Origin of the sequence: Cupriavidus sp. BIC8F, assembly GCF_032465815.1 — a bacterium.
Lineage (GTDB): Bacteria > Pseudomonadota > Gammaproteobacteria > Burkholderiales > Burkholderiaceae > Cupriavidus > Cupriavidus necator.
On record NZ_CP136095.1, the window covers coordinates 608,998 to 626,307 of the forward strand.

General features: G+C 68.6%; 17 protein-coding genes. 8 read left to right on the top strand and 9 right to left on the bottom strand.

What is annotated here, in order from left to right:
* Positions 1 to 98: 98 nt before the first annotated feature.
* From RS901_RS23025 to RS901_RS23045, 5 genes are all read left to right on the top strand, one after another.
* Entirely contained in the window at positions 99 to 1,028 is a 930-nt protein-coding gene (locus RS901_RS23025; protein ID WP_316156248.1) for a TauD/TfdA family dioxygenase, read from the top strand.
* 80 nt (positions 1,029 to 1,108) lie between these two features.
* Complete coding sequence (locus RS901_RS23030) at positions 1,109 to 2,119, top strand: ABC transporter substrate-binding protein (protein ID WP_316156250.1); 1,011 nt, start codon at positions 1,109 to 1,111, stop codon at positions 2,117 to 2,119.
* 2 nt (positions 2,120 to 2,121) lie between these two features.
* A complete protein-coding gene (locus RS901_RS23035) occupies positions 2,122 to 2,958 on the top strand; it encodes an ABC transporter ATP-binding protein (RefSeq protein WP_316156252.1) in 837 nt (278 codons plus the stop codon).
* A 16-nt stretch (positions 2,959 to 2,974) separates the two neighbouring features.
* Positions 2,975 to 3,856, top strand: coding sequence for an ABC transporter permease (locus tag RS901_RS23040; protein ID WP_316156254.1), 882 nt, complete (start codon positions 2,975 to 2,977; stop codon positions 3,854 to 3,856).
* Positions 3,857 to 3,923: 67 nt separating this feature from the next.
* Positions 3,924 to 4,694, top strand: coding sequence for a class I SAM-dependent methyltransferase (locus RS901_RS23045; RefSeq protein ID WP_316156256.1), 771 nt, complete (start codon positions 3,924 to 3,926; stop codon positions 4,692 to 4,694).
* A 2-nt stretch (positions 4,695 to 4,696) separates the two neighbouring features.
* Here the strand turns inward: RS901_RS23045 and RS901_RS23050 are convergent, their stop codons facing one another.
* Positions 4,697 to 5,062 carry a LysR family transcriptional regulator gene (locus tag RS901_RS23050; RefSeq protein ID WP_316156258.1) on the bottom strand — a complete coding sequence of 122 codons (366 nt, stop codon included), beginning with the start codon at positions 5,060 to 5,062 and terminating at the stop codon, positions 4,697 to 4,699.
* Between the two features lie 161 nt (positions 5,063 to 5,223).
* On the bottom strand, positions 5,224 to 5,457 hold the full coding sequence (locus tag RS901_RS23055; RefSeq protein WP_010810922.1) for a hypothetical protein: 234 nt from the start codon (positions 5,455 to 5,457) through the stop codon (positions 5,224 to 5,226).
* A gap of 445 nt (positions 5,458 to 5,902) precedes the next feature.
* Here RS901_RS23055 and RS901_RS23060 point away from each other — a divergent pair, with 445 nt between their 5' ends.
* Both RS901_RS23060 and RS901_RS23065 read left to right on the top strand, forming a co-directional pair.
* Entirely contained in the window at positions 5,903 to 6,652 is a 750-nt protein-coding gene (locus RS901_RS23060; RefSeq protein ID WP_316156262.1) for an IclR family transcriptional regulator, read from the top strand.
* Between the two features lie 212 nt (positions 6,653 to 6,864).
* Positions 6,865 to 8,118 (top strand): GGDEF domain-containing protein, encoded by a 1,254-nt coding sequence (locus RS901_RS23065; RefSeq protein WP_316157275.1) that lies wholly within the window; start codon positions 6,865 to 6,867, stop codon positions 8,116 to 8,118.
* 4 nt (positions 8,119 to 8,122) lie between these two features.
* Here RS901_RS23065 and RS901_RS23070 read toward each other — a convergent pair whose 3' ends face one another.
* The 3 genes from RS901_RS23070 to nfsB form a co-directional block, all read right to left on the bottom strand.
* Complete coding sequence (locus RS901_RS23070) at positions 8,123 to 9,007, bottom strand: citryl-CoA lyase (RefSeq protein ID WP_316156264.1); 885 nt, start codon at positions 9,005 to 9,007, stop codon at positions 8,123 to 8,125.
* Positions 9,004 to 10,203, bottom strand: a complete 1,200-nt coding sequence (locus RS901_RS23075; protein WP_316156266.1) for a CaiB/BaiF CoA-transferase family protein — start codon at positions 10,201 to 10,203, stop codon at positions 9,004 to 9,006. Before RS901_RS23075 ends, RS901_RS23070 begins: the two co-directional genes overlap by 4 nt.
* Positions 10,204 to 10,348: 145 nt before the next feature.
* Positions 10,349 to 11,002: an oxygen-insensitive NAD(P)H nitroreductase gene (gene nfsB / locus RS901_RS23080; RefSeq protein ID WP_316156268.1), complete on the bottom strand. Its 654-nt coding sequence runs from the start codon at positions 11,000 to 11,002 to the stop codon at positions 10,349 to 10,351.
* A gap of 251 nt (positions 11,003 to 11,253) precedes the next feature.
* On the opposite strand from nfsB, the gene RS901_RS23085 reads away from it, so the two are divergent.
* Positions 11,254 to 12,513 carry an Hsp70 family protein gene (locus RS901_RS23085; protein ID WP_013953811.1) on the top strand — a complete coding sequence of 420 codons (1,260 nt, stop codon included), beginning with the start codon at positions 11,254 to 11,256 and terminating at the stop codon, positions 12,511 to 12,513.
* A gap of 18 nt (positions 12,514 to 12,531) precedes the next feature.
* On the opposite strand, the gene RS901_RS23090 is transcribed toward RS901_RS23085, so the two are convergent.
* The 4 genes from RS901_RS23090 to RS901_RS23105 all read right to left on the bottom strand — a co-directional run bounded on the left by RS901_RS23090 (position 12,532) and on the right by RS901_RS23105 (position 16,593).
* A complete protein-coding gene (locus tag RS901_RS23090; RefSeq protein ID WP_316156272.1) occupies positions 12,532 to 13,218 on the bottom strand; it encodes a phosphorylase in 687 nt (228 codons plus the stop codon).
* The gene (gene shc, locus RS901_RS23095; protein WP_316156274.1) at positions 13,215 to 15,233 is read right to left on the bottom strand and encodes a squalene--hopene cyclase; all 2,019 of its coding nucleotides are present in this window, start codon (positions 15,231 to 15,233) and stop codon (positions 13,215 to 13,217) included. Before shc ends, RS901_RS23090 begins: the two co-directional genes overlap by 4 nt.
* A gap of 59 nt (positions 15,234 to 15,292) precedes the next feature.
* Positions 15,293 to 16,162 (bottom strand): presqualene diphosphate synthase HpnD, encoded by an 870-nt coding sequence (hpnD, locus tag RS901_RS23100; protein ID WP_316156278.1) that lies wholly within the window; start codon positions 16,160 to 16,162, stop codon positions 15,293 to 15,295.
* A gap of 227 nt (positions 16,163 to 16,389) precedes the next feature.
* Positions 16,390 to 16,593 (bottom strand): cold-shock protein, encoded by a 204-nt coding sequence (locus RS901_RS23105; protein WP_010810931.1) that lies wholly within the window; start codon positions 16,591 to 16,593, stop codon positions 16,390 to 16,392.
* Between the last annotated feature and the right edge of the window lie 717 nt (positions 16,594 to 17,310).

The following is a 17,310-nucleotide window of genomic DNA, read 5'->3' on the forward strand; positions in this document are numbered from 1 at the left end:
TGATTCGTTGACCGTGCAATGGCCGGCTCTCTACAGTGCAAGCTTGTACGCGGCATCCCGGATGCCGCATCGGCTTCCCCCGTATGCCAGAGCTTGCCATGACGACCGCAACCGCCCACGCCAGTGTTTCGCGCCAGCAGAGCGCGCCGCTTTCGACCGCATTTTCCGCAGACGCAGGCAACTTCGAGATCCGTCCGCTGGACGCGCCGCTGGGCGCGGAAGTGATCGGGCTCGACTTGTCGCAGCCGCTGTCCGACGCCGACTTTGCCCGCATCCATCGCGCCCATCTCGACTACCACGTGGTGGTGTTCCGCGACCAGCAGATCACGCCCGCGCAGCAGATCGGCTTCAGCCGCCGCTTCGGCCCGCTGCAGATCCACGTGCTGCACCAGTTCCAGCTGCCGGGCCATGCGGAAGTGCTGGTGGTGTCCAACGTGGTCGAGAACGGCAAGCCGATCGGGCTGGGCGATGCCGGCCACTTCTGGCATTCGGACCTGTCGTACAAGGAAAAGCCCAGCCTCGGTTCGCTGCTGCATGCGCGCGAGCTGCCCGCGGAGGGAGGCGATACGCTGTTCGCCAACATGCACCTGGCCTGGAACACCCTGCCGGCTGCGCTGCAGCGCGCCGTCGATGGCCTGCAGGCCGAGCACACCTACCTGGCGCGCTACGCCGAGCTGCAGCAGCGCAGCCCGTGGCGGCCCAACCTGACGCCGGAGCAGATCGCGCAGGTCAGGCCGGTGCTGCAGCCGGTGGTGCGCACCCACCCGGAAACGGGGCGCAAGGCGCTCTTCGTCAGCGAGCACTTCACCACCCGCATCGTCGGCCTGCCCGAGGAGGAAAGCCGCGACCTGCTGGACCAGTTGTTCGCGCACAGCGTCAAGCCCGCCCACATCTACCGCCACCAGTGGCAGCCACATGACCTGGTGTTCTGGGACAACCGCTCGCTGCTGCATCTTGCCGCCGGCTGTCCGCCGGAACTGCGGCGAGTGATGTACCGCACCACTATCGAAGGCGATGTGCCGCGCTGAAGGCGGCAGCGGTATCGCAAGTCATCCCAGGCGCTTGCACTGGCAGGCGCTAGTCCAACGTATTCCCCGGAGTGTTGATCATGTTCTCTCGTCTTTCCCGCAGGCTCGGCCTGATGGCGCTGAGCGCCGGCCTGGCCATCACCGGCACCGCGCACGCCGAAGGCAAGCTGCGCATTGCCGAACAGTTCGGCGTGGTCTACCTGCTGCTCAACGTGGCGCGCGACCAGCAGCTGATCGAGAAGCACGGCAAGCAGCAGGGCGTCGACATCAAGGTCGAATGGACCCAGCTGTCGGGCGGCGCGGCAGTCAATGACGCGCTGCTGTCCGGTGCCATCGATATCGCCGGCGCCGGCGTGGGCCCGCTGCTGACGCTGTGGGACCGCACCCACGGCAAGCAGAACGTGCGCGGCGTGGCCTCGCTGGGCAACTTCCCGTACTACCTGGTCAGCAACAACCCCAAGGTGAAGTCGATTGCCGATTTCACGGAGAAGGACCGTATCGCGCTGCCGGCGGTGGGCGTGTCGGTGCAGTCGCGCGTGCTGCAACTGGCTGCGGCCAAGCAATGGGGTGACAAGGAGTACAACCGCCTCGACAAGTGGACGGTGGCGGTGCCGCACCCGGATGCCGCCGCGGCGATCATTTCCGGCGGCACCGAGATCACCGGCCACTTCGGCAATCCGCCGTTCCAGGAGCAGGAACTGGCCGGCAACCCCAACGCGCGCATCGTGCTGAATTCGTATGATGTGCTCGGCGGTCCGAGTTCTTCCACGGTGCTGTACGCGACCGAGAAGTTCCGCAACGATAATCCCAAGACCTATCGCGCCTTTGTCGATGCGCTGGCCGAAGCCGCGGCATTTGCCACCGCCAATCCGGAAGCCGCCGCCGACATCTACCTGCGCCAGAGCAAGGCCAAGACCGACCGCGCGCTGCTGCTGCGCGTGCTGAAGAACCCGCAGGTGCAGTTCCGCGTGGCGCCGCAGAACACCTTCGCGCTGGCCGCTTTCATGCACCGCGTGGGCGCGATCCGCAACCAGCCGAAGTCCTGGCAGGACTATTTCTTCCAGGACCCGGTCACCGCGCAGGGGAGTTGAGCATGGCCACCCACAACCTGCGCGTGGTGTCGGACCGCGCCACGCCCCTGCTGCAGGTGGACGGCGTGTCGCTGGAGTACCGCACGCCCGAGCGCATCGTGCCCGCGACCCATCGAGTCAGCTTCGACGTACATGCCGGCGACCGCTTCGTGCTGCTGGGCCCGTCTGGCTGCGGCAAGTCCACGCTGCTGAAGGCGGTTGCCGGGTTCGTTCCGCCCAGCGAGGGCGAGATCCGGCTCGAAGGCCGGCGCGTGCTGCAGCCCGGCCCGGACCGCATCGTGGTGTTCCAGGAGTTCGACCAGCTGCCGCCGTGGAAAACGGTGGTGCAGAACGTGATGTTCCCGCTGCGGCAGGTGCGCAAGCTGTCGCGGGCAGAGGCGCGCGAGCTGGCGCTGGACAGCCTGCACAAGGTGGGGCTGGCCGATTTTGCCGATGCCTACCCGCATACGCTGTCGGGCGGCATGAAGCAGCGCGTGGCGATCGCGCGCGCACTGGCCATGCGCCCCAAGGTGCTGCTGATGGACGAGCCCTTTGCCGCGCTGGACGCGCTCACGCGCCGGCGCATGCAGGAAGAGCTGCTGGCGCTGTGGGATGACGCGGCCTTCACGCTGCTGTTCGTCACGCATTCGATCGAAGAGGCGCTGGTGGTGGGCAGCCGCATCCTGCTGCTGTCGCCGCACCCGGGCCGCGTGCGCGCGGAGCTCAACAGCCACCAGTTCAGCCTGGCCAGCCAGGGCGGCGCCGAATTCCAGGCCGCCGCGCAACGCATCCATACCTTGCTGTTCGACGAGCCCGCCGCCGAGGCCGCGCCGCGTGCGCGCAGCGCGGCGGGCCGCTGATCCGGGACATCGCATCATGACGCAACCGACACTGACACTGGCCGACACGCTTCGGCCCGAATACGAACGCGAGCCTGAACCCTTCACCGAAGCCCCGCTTGCGCGCGCGCTGCCGTGGCACCAGCGCCTGTGGCAACACGGCTGGCTGCGCAAGGCGGTGATCCTGCTGGCGCTGGGGCTGATCTGGGAGCTGGTGGCGCGCGTACAGGACAACGACCTGCTGCTGCCGTCGTGCCTGGCGACCATGCGCGCCTTTGCCGAGGCGGTGGCCAGCGGCGAGCTGCCGGGCAAGGCGGCGATTTCGCTGTCGGTGCTGCTGCGCGGCTATGCGGCCGGCATCGTGCTGGCGTTCGTGCTGACCTCGCTGGCGGTGTCCACGCGCTTCGGGCGCGATGTGCTGGATACGCTCACCGCCATGTTCAACCCGCTGCCGGCGATCGCGCTATTGCCGCTGGCGCTGCTGTGGTTCGGGCTGGGCACCAGGAGCCTGGTCTTCGTGCTGGTCCATTCGGTGCTGTGGCCGCTGGCGCTGAACATGTACGCGGGCTTCCAGGCGGTGCCGCCGACGCTGCGCATGGCGGGCCGCAACTACGGCCTGCGCGGGCTGCGCTATGTCGCGCTGGTGCTGGTGCCGGCGGCGCTGCCGGCGATCCTGTCGGGCCTGAAGATCGGCTGGGCTTTTGCCTGGCGCACGCTGATCGCGGCCGAGCTGGTGTTCGGCGCGTCGTCGGGGCAGGGCGGGCTGGGCTGGTTCATCTTCCAGAACCGCAACGAGCTCTACACCGATCGCGTTTTTGCAGGGCTGGCCGCGGTGATCCTGATCGGGCTGCTGGTGGAGGGACTGGTGTTCACCACGCTGGAACGGCTGACGGTGCGCCGCTGGGGCATGCAGCAGTAGCCGCCCGCTTGCCCTGTGCCGGCATGGGGCGTAGGCTACGCCTCCGGTACGCAACCGGAGCCCACCCATGACCGCCATCCACCAGGCCGCCGCACAGGGATTCGCCAGCCAGGCCGATACCTACGCGCGCGGACGTCCCGAATATCCCACTGAAATCGACTCCTGGCTGCGCGGCACGCTGGGCCTGCGCGCGGGCCGCACCGTGCTGGACCTGGGCGCGGGCACCGGCAAGTTCACGCGCCGGCTGGTGGAGACGGGGGCGACGGTGATCGCGGTCGAACCGGTGGCGCAGATGCGCGCGGAGCTGGCCGCGGCGCTGCCATCGGTGCAGGCGCTGGAAGGCAGTGCCGAAGCCATCCCGCTGCCCGATGCCAGCGTCGACGCCGTGGTCTGCGCGCAGGCCTTCCACTGGTTTGCCAATGCGGGCGCGATGGCGGAAATCGGCCGCGTGCTGCGCACCGGCGGCCGACTCGGGCTGGTGTGGAACGTGCGCGATGAAAGCGTGGACTGGGTGGCGCAGCTGACGGCCATCATGACGCCGTACGAAGGCGACGCGCCGCGCTTCTACAAGGGCGACTGGAAGCGGGTCTTTCCCGCCGACGGCTTCGGGCCGCTGGCGCTGCAGCGCCTGCCCTACACGCATGTGGGGGCGCCGCAGCAGGTGATCGTGGACCGGGTGATGTCGGTGAGCTTCATTGCCGCGCTGCCGGCGGCGGAGCAGGCACGCGTGCGCGAACGGCTGCGGGCGGTCATTGACGGGCATCCCGCGCTGGCGGGCCGTGCCAAGGTTGCTTTCCCTTATCGCACCGAGGCCTATTGCTGCGAACGGCTGGCCTGACGCTACATCGTCGCCTGCCGCACCCAGAATGCGGCGCCGTGGCGCGCAATGGCGCCGGGCTCGGGTTCTCGGGCCGTCGCGGCAGGCTGGCGGGCACGGATGCCGGCCTCGATCTGTTCCCAGATGGCCAGCATGGCGACGACCTTGGGCAGTGCGGTCACGCCCGTGGATGTCGGCACCCAGTCCGGGCCGCAAGTGCGGAACAGCGGCTTGCCGAGCACGGCCTCGAGGCGGCGGATATGGTAGTACAGCCTTTGCGGATGGATGCGCAGCGCTTGCGCGGCGCGGACGGCATCACGGTGCCGCATCAGTGCGACATAGGCGCGCAACGACAGGAAGCTGACGCGCCGGTTGTTTGGGTAAGCCATGCCTGGGCCGTGGCCGGGGCATGCTTGGCGCTTGGCTGGAAGCACGGTGCCCGGCGAATCGAAAGTGAATCGATCCTAGCGGGACGCAGGCTGGCTGGAGGGTGCGGCTTTCCGAAATGACCCGGGGAAATTTCTGCAATGTGGGGTGGCGCGAGCCGGGCTCAGTGCATCGGCAAATGGCCAATAGCGGTCAGCGCCTGCACCACTTCGGGCGACAGGCGGCGTTCCCTGCATGGCACGCCCGCGGTCTCAAGCGTGGTCCACAGGTCCGCGTCGCCGGTGACGATACGCTGCCGCAGGTGGGCGAGGTATGTGTACTCCGCGGACGTCAGCGGGCGCGGAGCGCTACGCAGGTCATCCAGGATGGCGCCAAGCGAGAGGGCGGGAACAGTCATACCAGGGTCGGGAAAAACACGGCGGTGAGACATTGCAGCGAGGGTACGGAAAACAGCGCAGGGATTGCGCAGAGGTCAGGCAACGCATGATTTTATCCACGCCGTGCAGCGGCTGCTTAATCAAAAGCAGGTAACTTTCCCTCTAATTCCGCTTGCAAACCGGGGAGTGGCGAGTACGCGCATGCAATGTGGCGCATGCGGTAGCCGGGGGGGCGGCGAAGGCGCTTGGGCGGCGGCCTGGGCGGCAGCAGGCGCCGGCCACGTGTTGCAGAAAAACGCCAGCGCGCTGCGCGGATCCATGAATGCGTGCGGCGTCGGTTGCGCGAGCCCGCCGCACGTGCCGGTTCATTGACACGCGGCAGGGCGGATTGACAAGCCGGGGTGCGTTCTATACGTTGGCGCATCGTTCCGTCATCCGGTCCAGCCAGGATCGCCACTGTCCGCCATGCCACGCAAAGCCGCACAGGTTTCAGAAGCCGACAAGCACGCCGCCGCAGGCGGCGCCATCGCCGTGGACCGGGCGCTGTTCGTGCTGTCGGTGTTCCGTCTTGGCGATACCGCGCTGGGGCTGGCCGAGCTGGCGCAGCGCAGCGGCCTGTACAAGAGCACGCTGCTGCGCTTGCTGGCCTCGCTCGAGCACGCCGGGCTGGTGCGGCGCCATGCCGACGGGCGCTATGGCCTGGGTCCCGAGGTGGCGCGGCTCAATGCCGTCTACGCGGCGTCGTTCTCATTGGAGGCGGTGGTGATGCCGGCGCTGCGCGAACTGGTGCGCATCACGCGTGAAAGCGCGGCCTTCCATGTCGAGCAGGGCGAGCACCGGCTGTGCCTGTACCGTGTCGATTCGCCGCAGCCGGTGCGCGACCATGTCCGCGCCGGCGAACTGCTGCCGCGCGACCGGGGCGCCGGCGCGCGCGTGCTGCGTGCCTTTGCCGGTGAGTCCGGCACGCTCTACGAGCGCATCCGGCACGAGGGCGTGGCGGCACTGGTGGGCGACCGCAGCCCCGATCTTGCCGGGGTGTCGGCGCCGGTGTTCGGTCCCGGCGATGTGCTGTGCGGTGCACTGACGCTGACCTGCCCGGCCTCGCGCTACCGCGAAGACTTCCGCGTCGATGTGCTGCGTGCGGCACGTGTGCTGACCCGGACACTGGGCGGCACCTTTCCGGACAGCATTGCGGACAACGCCATCCCGGACTGAGCCGCCGGGCTGGCGTGTGCAGCCGGCCCGACCCGGCTTGTCGGGGGTGCCACGGCCCGGCATGCGCGGGCTATCATGCGGCTGGCATTGAAAACAACGCACGTCACATTTTGTGAAAACAAGTGCGGGAGATGCCTGCTTCGCGCCCCTGTGGCCTGATGCCGCTGCTCGATATTGACGGCGCGGCAGACGGCATCCTTGAGGAAATCCCCGTGCACCTGGACCAGCAGACCATTGCGGTGGTGATGATGGTGTTTTTCTGCAGCACGCTGATTATTGCGGCGGGGCTGGTGTTCGCGCTGCGCGCAAGCGAGGCGGGGCGGCTGTGGGCGTTCGGGCACTTGCTGGTGTCGGCCGCGGGCCTGGCGCTGGCCATCAGCGCGGCCAGCGGCACGGGCCAGCTGGGCACGCTGGGCGCGTTGGCGTTCGTGGCTGGCTGGCTGCTGATCTACCGCGGCGTGCGGGTCTATTACGGGGTGCCGGCCCATCCCGCGGCGCTGGCCGCCGCGGGCGTGATCGTGCTTGGCCTGATCGTGGCCACCAACGGCATGCCCGACGGGCAGCAGGTGGTGCTGCGCATCGTCTACGGCCTGCTGGCGCTGGTGTCGCTGGCCACCTTTGCCACGCTGGCGCGCGCCGGGCGGGGGCGCCGCAGCATCGGCGCGCCGCTGGTGCTGGTGGCCAGCCTGGTGCATCTGGCCACGCAGCTGGCCGGCTTCAGCCATGCCATGAACTTGCCCGTGGCGGGCGGTGCGGGTGCCGCGCCGCTGACGCTGTTCTTTGCCGGCCCGGCCGGCTCGGCCTGGCTGCTGGCGCCGCTGATCGCCACCCTGCTGGGCCTGTTCGGCTTCACCGTGATGGCGATGGAGCAGATCGTCGCGCACAACGAAAGCGGCGCGCGCGTGGACGCCCTGACCGGGCTGCTCAACCGCGGGGCGCTGGAGATGTCGGCACTGTCGCTGGTGGCGCGCTGGCAGCGCGACGGGCAGGCGCTGTCCTGCCTGGTGATCGACATCGATTATTTCAAGCAGGTCAACGATACCTTCGGCCACCACGCCGGTGACGCCGTGCTGCGCGAGGTTGCGCATGCGCTGGACAATTCGCGCCGCGCCTCGGACGTGGCCGGGCGCTATGGCGGCGAGGAGTTCTGCGTGCTGTGCCCGCATACCGACGAGCAGCAGGCCTCGGCGCTGGCCAACCGGATCCTGCGCAAGGTGCGCGCGATTGAACTGCCCGCCGGGCACGGCCATGCCAGCGTCAGCATTGGCGTGGCGCAGCTGCGCGGCGGCCCGGTCAGCAAGGAAGCGCTGTGGCGCCTGTTGTTCGCCGATGCCGACCGCGCCCTCTATCACGCCAAGGAACATGGGCGCGACCGCTACGTGCTGGCCTCGTCCATGGCGGCGCCGGCGGCCGCGAGCGCATCGCCGGCGCCGCTGCTGGAGCTAGAGCCCGACCTGGCCGGCTGACCCGTTATGCCTGCCGGCCTGGCTTCGGCACGTCGCGCTGCGGCGCACCGTCATAGGTCCACAGGAACTGGCGCGGCATCGGGCCCTTGTTGCGCCCGCCCTCGCAGGTCTGTTCCCAGGCATGCGCCAGGATGCCGACCGAGCGCGACAGGCAGAACAGCCCCCGCGCCAGCGGTGCGGCAAAGCCCAGTTCGGCATAGATCACCGCGGTGGCGCCATCGATATTCATCGGGATGGGTTTGCCGCGGCCGGCACCCAGCGCCGCCTCGACCGCGCGCGCGATTTCCGCGTAGCGCCCGCTGACCACGCCGCTGGCCGCGGCCTGGTCAACCAGCGCCAGCAGCCGCGGCGCACGCGGGTCGACCGGGTGGAAACGGTGGCCGAAGCCGGCAATGAACTTGCCGTGCAGGTCGCGGTAGTGCTGCAGCGCGGCGGCGACGGCGTCGTCCATGGCGCTGCCCGCATCGAGCCGCTGCGCCACGTCCTGGTACAGCGCCACCGCCTGTTCGCCGGCGCCGCCATGCACGTCGCCCAGCACGTTGACGGCGGAAGCCATGGCGTTGTTCAGCCCCACGCCGCAGGTGGCCGCCATGCGTGCGATGGCAATGCTGGGCGCCTGCGGGCCGTGGTCGACCGCGGCCATCAGCGCCGCGTCCAGCAGCTCGCCCTGCCCGGGGCCGGGCAGCTCGCCGCGCAGCATCAGCCAGATCATCTGCGCAAACGAGACCCGGCCGATCAGTTGTTCGATCGGGTAGCCGCGGTAGCGGATCTCGCCCGGGCGCATGTCGATGATGCCGGTGCGCCACCAGTCCTGCGACAGGCGCTGGCCCGGGTCCATGGCGTCATCCCGGGGGTGGCCGGGGTAGTGGTCGGTGTCGATGCCGCTCATATCGCGCGCTCCTCGCTCAGTTGGTCGATGTCCGCATCGCTGTAGCCCAGGCTGGCCAGCACCTGCCGCGTATGCTGGCCCAGCTCCGGCGGCGGCGTGTCCACGGCCGGGGCCTCGCGGTTGAGCTTGAAGCCGGTGCGCACCACGCGGATATCGCGGCCCACGCCGGGCGCGTCGGCAAATTCGCCGATCATGCCGCGCTCGCGCACTTGCGGATGGGCCAGCGTCTGCGGCACGTCCAGCACCGGGCCGGCGGGCACGCCGGCCTCGGTCAGCAGCGGCCACCATTCGGTGGCCGGCTTCTTCGCCAGCTCTGCTTCCAGCACTTGTGTCAGTTCCCCCCGGTTGGCCAGCCGCGCCTGGCGCTGCGCGAAGCGCGGATCGGCGGCCAGCTCGGGGCGGCCCAGCACGCGGCACACGGCTTCAAACTGTTCCTGCTTGTTGGCCGCGATATTGAGCAGCCCGTCCGCGGTGCGGAAAGTGCCCGAGGGGCTGGCGGTCATGTTCTCGTTGCCCATCGGCGCCGGCACCTTGCCGGCGATCAGGTGGTTGGACACCACCCAGCCCATGGTGGCCAGCGTGGCTTCCAGCATCGATACGTCGATGAAATAGCCTTCGGTGCGCTGGTGGTCCGCCAGCGCCGCCGACACTGCCAGCGCCGCGGTCAGCCCGCCGATGGTGTCCGAGACCGGATAGCCGACCCGCAACGGTGCGCTCTGCGCATCACCGGTAATGCTCATCACGCCGGCCATGCCCTGGATGATCTGGTCATAGGCCGGCAGCCCGGCCAGCGGCCCGTCCTGGCCGAAACCGGAAATCGCGCAGTAGATCAGGCGCGGGTTGTCCTGCTTCAGGGTCGCGTAGCCCAGCCCGAGCCGGTCCATCACGCCGGGGCGGAAGTTCTCCACCAGCACATCGGCGCTTTGCACCAGCTTGCGGAACACCTCCTTGCCGCGCGCGTGCTTCAGGTTCAGGGTGACCGACTGCTTGCCGGGATTCTGGGCCAGGAACGACACGCCCATCAGGCGCTGGTTCAGTTCGGCATCGGCGCCCAGCTGGCGCGCCAGGTCACCGGTGCCGGGGGTTTCCACCTTGATGACTTCGGCGCCCAGGTGGGCAAGCTGGTGGCAGCAGAACGGCCCGGCCAGCACATTGGTGAGGTCGAGCACGCGGATATGGCGCAGGGGTTTTTGCATGGGGCTACGTCCGGCCGTACGTTCTTGACGTTCCGTAGAACAGAACAACGGTCTTTAATAAAGAACAGACGCAGCATAGGAGGGGCATGCTGGCGTGTCAAGGCACGCGCCAGCCCCTGCCGGGGCCGGACTTGCTGGAACGGAATTACAGGAACGTGAACACTTCTTCCCGCGACAGACGCGACTTCGGCAGTGCGGCATTGAAGTCCTGCGCGCTGCGGTAGCCCAGGCTGACCAGCGCCACGCTGGTCAGCCCGCGCTCGCGCAGGCCCAGTTCGAGGTCGAGCGGGCCGGTATCGATGCCTTCCATCGGCGTGGCGTCCACGCCCAGCGCGGCCGCGGCCATCACCAGGCCGCCCAGCGCCAGGTAGACCTGGTGCGTCATCCAGTGCTGCAGGTCACGCAGGTCGTAGCGGTGCATGTCGACAAAACCGCGGCGAATCTTGTCCATGCCGGCACGGGCAGCGTCATCGGCAAAACGCCCGTCGCGCTGCTCGGCCGCCAGGATGCCGGCCAGGTGGGCCGCATCCATTTCCGTGCGCACGCACAGTGCGATCACTTGCGAGGCGTCCTGGATCTTCTGCGTGTTATAGGGGTGGCGGTCGACAGTGGCGCGCGTCATCCGGGCCCGGCCTTCGGGCGTGGCGGCAACCACGAAGTGCCACGGCTGGGAATTGACCGAGGACGGGCTCTTGTGCAGCACGGCGAGCAGCTGGTCCACGGTGGCCTGGGGCAGGGTGCGGCCTGCCTCGAAGGCCTTTGTGGAATAGCGGGTGTCGACGATGTCGGAGAAATTCATGACCAGGCTCCAGGTGGATAGCGGGTGATGCAGGGAGCACCACGCCGAGGACGCCATGGTCCCAGTTGCCGTGCCATGGAGAAAGAGACATCTGGTTAGTACCGCCTTCAATGAATGTTTGAAAATGGCTTCCCGACAACACCGTCTGCCGGTCGGGCCTCCACGGTCCGCGCGACTGCCCTACAATGACGCCCCCGCCCGCGCCGGCCTTGCGCCGCGCGGGCCACTTTGTCTTGCAGGGAACGGAATCGATGATGTCAAACGCATGCGGCCTGGACTTCGGCACGTCCAATTCAACGGTCGGCTGGAGCCATCCGGAGCGGCCGGCGGCGCTGCTGCCGCTGGAGGACGGCAAGGTGACGCTGCCCTCGGTGATCTTCTTCCATGCGGAGGATCCGCTGGTCAGCTATGGCCGCGCCGCGCTGGGCGATTACCTGGCCGGCTATGAAGGCCGGCTGATGCGTTCGCTCAAGAGCCTGCTGGGCACCTCGATGATGGACGACAGCACCGAGGTGATGGGCCAGGCGATGCCCTTCCGCAAGCTGCTGGCGCACTTCATCCGCGAGCTGAAGACGCGTGCCGAACAGGCTGCTGGCACGGAGTTTTCGCGCGCCGTGCTGGGCCGCCCGGTATTCTTCATCGACGAGAACCCGGCCGCCGACCAGCTCGCCGAAGACACCCTGGCCGAGATCGCGCGCGACGCGGGCTTCGGCGAGATCGCGTTCCAGTATGAGCCGATCGCCGCGGCCTTCGACTACGAGGCCCGGATCACGCGTGAGGAACTGGTGCTGGTGGCCGACATCGGCGGCGGCACCTCGGACTTCTCGCTGGTGCGCCTGTCGCCCGAGCGCGCCGCGCGCAGCGACCGGCGCGACGACATCCTGGCCAATGGCGGCGTGCATATCGGCGGCACCGACTTCGACCGTGCGCTCAGCCTGGCGCGCGCAATGCCGCTGCTGGGCCTGGGCAGCGCGCTGCGCAACGGCAAGGCGATGCCGTCCAGCCAGTATTTCGACCTGGCCAGCTGGCACACCATCAACCTGGTCTATACGCGCAAGGCGTGGTCGCTGGTGATGGACAACTACCGCGACGCGGCGGATACGGTGAAGCTTGACCGCCTGGTGCGGCTGATCCGCGAGCGTGCCGGGCACTGGCTGGCAATCCAGATGGAAGCCGCCAAGATCGCCTTGTCCGATGACGGCAGCACCGACGTGGACCTGCACCGGCTGGAGCAGGGGCTGACGCTGACCATCACGCGCGACGAATTCGATGCGTCGATCGACAAGCTGGTGGTGAAGACCGAACAGACCGTGCAGAAGCTGCTGGTAGATGCCGGCGTGGATGGCGCCGCGGTCGATACCATCTTCTTCACCGGCGGTTCCAGCAGCGTGCCGCTGTTGCGGCAGCGGCTGGCGGCGCTGTTGCCGGAAGCGCGTTGCGTGGAAGGGGACCGGTTTGGCAGCATCGGCAGCGGGCTGGCGCTGGATGCGGTGCGGAAGTTTGGCGGCTGACGCGGTCAGGGGATCGCTTCAGCCGGCCAGCGTCCGCATATCGCGCAAGCCGTATTCATCCCCCAGCGCCAGCCGGGCTGCCCGCAGCGCGCCGCGCGCGGCCGCCGCATCGCCCGCCAGCCGCAATAGCGCCGGCAGTTCCCACGGCGCGCGCAAGAGCGCGCCCAGCACCGCGCCGACATCCGTCTTGCCGTCTTCACCCATGCCCGCCGCCGCGGCAGCCGGGACCGCGCGGCTGGCCGGGTCGATCACCACGCGGCAAGCCGCGAACGGCAGCCGGCAAGCCGCCGCCATGCGCGCGGCGAGGTGCGATTCCATGTCGACGCAGAGCGCCCCCGTGGCCCGGTGCAGCATCTGCTTGGCGGCAACCGAAAGCACCGGCTGGTCCGCGCCGGCAAGCATCCCGACCCTGGCATGCGGCAGTGCCGCGTGCATTGCCCGGGTCCAGGTGATGTCGGTGTCGTAGCGTTCGCCTGCCGCGCAGACCGAGTCCGCCAGCACGAGATCGCCCGGCGCCAGCGCGGGATCCAGCCCGCCCGCCACGCCAAAGCTGAGGATGCCCATGCAGTGCCGGCTCGCCATCGCGGAAACGCCTTGTTCCAGCGCAAGGCCGCGCAGGCCGTGCACCACGCGGCAATGCGGGCCGGCGGCAATGCGCGCCTCGAAAGCCATGCCGGTGACGACCAGCACGAACGGTGCCCTCATAGCCCCCACGACACCTGGTGCGCGCCGCCGCGCTGCAGGTTGCGGTAGCGCGCCAGCGCCCACAGCGGGAAGTAGCGCGCATAGCCGTGATAGCGCAGGTAGAACACGCGCGGAAAGCCCACGGCGGTAAAGCGTGGCTCATGCCAAAGCCCGCCGGATTGCTGCGTGCGCAGCAGGTAGTCGATGCCGCGCGCCACCGCGGGATGCTGCGCGGCGCCGGCTGCCATCAGCGCCAGCAGCGCCCACGCGGTCTGCGAGGCCACGCTCGGCGCCGGCTCGTAGCCGCGGTAGTCGAGCCGGTAGCTGCTGCCGTCCTCGCCCCAGCCGCCGTCGGCGTTCTGGATCTGCTCGAGCCAGGCCACGGCGCGGCGCATCTCGGGCGCTTCCGGGGCCAGGCCCGCGGCGTTCAGCGCGCACAGGGCGCTCCAAGTGCCGTAGATATAGTTGGTGCCCCAGCGGCCGAACCAGCTGCCGTCGGGCATCTGCTCGGCCAGCAGGTAGCGCAGGGCGCGCGCGGCGGGTTCGCTCTTGCCCGGCGTGGCGCCGATCTGGCACAGCATCGACAGGCAGCGCGCGGACACGTCCGCGGTGGGCGGGTCCAGCAGCGCGCCATGGTCGGCAAAGGGGATGTTGTTCAGGTAGAGATGCGTGTTCTCGGGCTCGAACGCGCCCCAGCCGCCGTCGCCGCTTTGCATGCCGACGATCCACTCGGCGGCGCGCGCCACGGCTTCGTCATAGCGGCCCGGCACATCGTGCGCGCGCATGTAGCGGTCCATCGCGGCGGCCACCACGGCGGTGTCGTCCACGTCCGGGTAATAGGGATTGGCGTACTGGAAGGCCCAGCCGCCGGGGCGCACCCGCGGGCGGCGCACGACCCAGTCGCCGCGCACGTCCAGCACCTGCAATGGCCTGAGCCAGTCCAGGCCGCGCCCGGCCGCGGCCGTTGCGCGCGCCTCGCTGGTTTCCAGCAGCGCGTGCGCGGCCAGCGCGGTATCCCACACCGGCGACAGGCAGGGCTGGCAATAGGCCTCGTCGCCGTGCTCGACCAGCAGCCGCTCGATGGATTGCCGCGCCAGCGCGCGCGCCGGGTCGTCGGGCGGCACGCCCAGCACGTCGAACATCATCACGCTGTTGGCCATTGCCGGGAAGATGGCGCCCAGGCCGTCCTCGCCGTTGAGCCGCTCACGCACGAAGGCCTGCGCCGCGGCAATGGCGCGCCGGCGCAGCGTGCGCGGGACGAGCGGCTCAGCCACGCGCAGCAGCGCGTCCAGGCCGCGGAACACGGTGTACCAGCCGGCGTGCTGGTGCGCCGCGCGCGGCGGCAGCCGCACCGTATGGCAGTTGCCGACGAACAGCTCATTGATGCCGACCCCGCGCGGGTTGCGCGCCTGCGGGCGCAGGCTGTTCAGCACCAGCAGCGGCACGATCACCGTGCGCGCCCAGTACGAGACCTTGGACAGGTGGAACGGGAACCACTGCGGCAGCAGCATGATCTCGACCGGCATCATCGGCACCGCTGACCACGGCATCACGCCGTACAGGGCCAGCAGCGTGCGCGTGAATACATTGCTGGCCTCGGCGCCGCCCAGCGCGTGGACGGCCCGGCGCGCGCGCTGCATATGCGCGGCCTGGGGATCGTCGCCGGCCATCTTCAGCGCGAAATAGGCCTTTACGCTGGCGCTGACGTCGGAGCGGCCTTCATGGAACAGCGGCCAGCCGCCATCGGGATTCTGGATGCGGCGCAGGTAGCGGGCCAGGCGGGCTTCAAGCTCCAGGTCAGGGGCCTCGCCTAGGTAGTGCACCATCAGCACGTATTCGGCGGGAATGGTGGCGTCGGCTTCCAGTTCGTAGACCCAGTGGCCGTCGGGGCGCTGCTGGTGCAGCAGCGCGTCGATCGCGCGGCCGATGCCGTGGTCCAGTGCCTGCGCGGCGCCGCGCGGCGAGGGGCTGTCGCCCGCGCTGGCCGGCGCGATCCGTGGCACTGCCGTGGCAAAGGCGGTCTCGTTCATCGACATGCAGACTCCTTGTGCCGGTGCGCGGCGCGGCCGCGCCCGGCATGCATCGGGTGCAGCGCTCAGCCAATGGCGTGGCGCAGCACGATCCAGAGCAATTGGGCGCGCGGCAGGCGCACGCGCTGGCGCGGCGCGCGCCAGCCCTGCGTGCGCAGCCGCGCCAGGATGCGTTGGTAGACCTCGGCCATGATGCGCGGCGAGCGCACCTGCCGGGACGGGCAGCGCGCCATGATGGCATAGGCCTGGTCATAGTGCGCCTGGGCCTCGCGCGCCACGGCCGCGCAGGCCTGGCCGACGGCGGGGTGGGCCACCACGGCCTGGGGCGTGTCCGCCCCGATGCCGGCCGCGGCCAGCGCTTCCGCCGGCAGGTAGAGCCGGCCGATGGCAGCGTCTTCGTCGATATCGCGCAGGATATTGGTCAGCTGCAGCGCGCGTCCCAGGTGGTGCGCAAGCGCGATGCCGCACGCTTCTTCCAGGCCGAACACGCGCACCGCGAGCCGGCCGACAGCGCTGGCGACGCGATCGCAATACAGGTCGAGGGTGGCCGCGTCGGGCGCACGGATGTCCTGCACCACGTCCATGGTCATGCCGTCGATCACGGCGAGGAAATCCTGCTGCTGCAGGTGGAAGGCCCGGATCTGCGCGCTCAGCGGCTGCAGGGCGCGAGGCGGATTGCCGGCGTAGCAGGCGGCGATGTCGCTGCGCCAGGCATCGAGCGCGGCAAGGCGCTCGGCGTGCGGTGCGTTGCCGTCGGCGATGTCGTCGACCGCGCGGCAGAACGCGTAGATCTCGAACATGGCCTGGCGCTGCGCTGGCGGCAGGATGCGCAGCGCGGCATGGAAGGAACTGCCGGCCGAGGCCGCTGGCCCCGCCTGGCCGCCATGGTCGGCGGCGACAGGGGCGTCTTGCGTTGCGATTTGAGTACCGGCCACGTAACTCCTCGACACGCTGCATACCGTCCCGCACTGACCGCGCAGCATCCGTGCGCGCCCACTGGCGGGAGGGTGGTTGTGGGTCGGCCGATTATAGCAATTTCACCCGTTGCAGGACCGCAGTCTCCGCGGCCCCGGTGCCGGCGCGCCAATAAAAAAGCCCCGCGCCGAAGCTGCGGGGCTTTCCTTCCGGCCGGTCCGCTGGACCGGCCCGGACTCCACCGGTATCAGAGGGCCTGAATCTTGGTGGCTTGCTCGCCCTTCTGGCCCATGGCCTTGACGTAGCGTACCTTCTGGCCTTCCTTCAACGACTTGAAGCCATTGCCTTCAATTGCGGAGAAGTGCGCGAACAGATCATTGCCACCTTCATCCGGCGTGATGAAGCCGAAGCCCTTGGCGTCGTTGAACCACTTAACGGTACCGGTTTCCATATCTATCTCAACCTTGAATTTCAAAATGAGCGAAAACGCTCGTTATACACCGTGTGCAACGCACCCAGCGGATCCTTTTTATGTTCCCCGCCAGCGCATTCCATATGACTTCGATATGTCGCTGTCGTGACAACCGAAAACGTCACGGAACGACAACACCAAAAGACACACCACATGGGCGCTGCACAAGTGGGAATCATTCTGCCGAATTTTCCCGGCGTGTCAATCAGGCTAAGCGCCTAATCATGATGAGAGGTTCCGATAGGAGATGTTAGCGTTTTCTACTTCAGCTTCAGTTCAGTGAATTCCCTGATTTTCTATTGGCGGATTTGGTTGTGCGTGCACCGTCGGCGGGCGTGATGCCACGCCCCCGTGCATAATGGCTGCCGTCCGGTGCATGGGCGTACCATCTTTTTTACAAATTCTTACGGCGCCCAATGCCTACCGCGTTCGGGGGAAGCGGGCGCGGCCCGGATATATCATTATCCGGACAATAAAGGCCAGGCCGGTGGCCGCGCTCGCGTCATGTACAGACATACATGAGCGCGCCCACTGTATGCGGGCCCATACATAAAATATCGGAACGGGGAATCCATCATGGCGTTTCAAACCTAGCTGTCCGGCATTGCGGTTGCGGACAGCCCCACCACCCGTCGCGCACGGGGCCTGGACTGTTTTCGTTGTTTGCATCTGAGCTGAACCACGCTCGCGGTACGC

Coding starts and splice junctions, on each gene's coding strand:
- RS901_RS23045 (WP_316156256.1), top strand. CDS start 3,924: ATGACCGCCATCCACCAGGCCGCCGCACAGGGATTCGCCAGCCAGGCC.
- shc (WP_316156274.1), bottom strand. CDS start 15,233: ATGTCGATGAACGAGACCGCCTTTGCCACGGCAGTGCCACGGATCGCG.
- RS901_RS23025 (WP_316156248.1), top strand. CDS start 99: ATGACGACCGCAACCGCCCACGCCAGTGTTTCGCGCCAGCAGAGCGCG.
- RS901_RS23035 (WP_316156252.1), top strand. CDS start 2,122: ATGGCCACCCACAACCTGCGCGTGGTGTCGGACCGCGCCACGCCCCTG.
- RS901_RS23070 (WP_316156264.1), bottom strand. CDS start 9,007: ATGAGCGGCATCGACACCGACCACTACCCCGGCCACCCCCGGGATGAC.
- RS901_RS23055 (WP_010810922.1), bottom strand. CDS start 5,457: ATGACTGTTCCCGCCCTCTCGCTTGGCGCCATCCTGGATGACCTGCGT.
- RS901_RS23050 (WP_316156258.1), bottom strand. CDS start 5,062: ATGGCTTACCCAAACAACCGGCGCGTCAGCTTCCTGTCGTTGCGCGCC.
- RS901_RS23075 (WP_316156266.1), bottom strand. CDS start 10,203: ATGCAAAAACCCCTGCGCCATATCCGCGTGCTCGACCTCACCAATGTG.
- RS901_RS23060 (WP_316156262.1), top strand. CDS start 5,903: ATGCCACGCAAAGCCGCACAGGTTTCAGAAGCCGACAAGCACGCCGCC.
- RS901_RS23040 (WP_316156254.1), top strand. CDS start 2,975: ATGACGCAACCGACACTGACACTGGCCGACACGCTTCGGCCCGAATAC.
- RS901_RS23090 (WP_316156272.1), bottom strand. CDS start 13,218: ATGAGGGCACCGTTCGTGCTGGTCGTCACCGGCATGGCTTTCGAGGCG.
- RS901_RS23105 (WP_010810931.1), bottom strand. CDS start 16,593: ATGGAAACCGGTACCGTTAAGTGGTTCAACGACGCCAAGGGCTTCGGC.
- RS901_RS23085 (WP_013953811.1), top strand. CDS start 11,254: ATGATGTCAAACGCATGCGGCCTGGACTTCGGCACGTCCAATTCAACG.
- nfsB (WP_316156268.1), bottom strand. CDS start 11,002: ATGAATTTCTCCGACATCGTCGACACCCGCTATTCCACAAAGGCCTTC.
- RS901_RS23030 (WP_316156250.1), top strand. CDS start 1,109: ATGTTCTCTCGTCTTTCCCGCAGGCTCGGCCTGATGGCGCTGAGCGCC.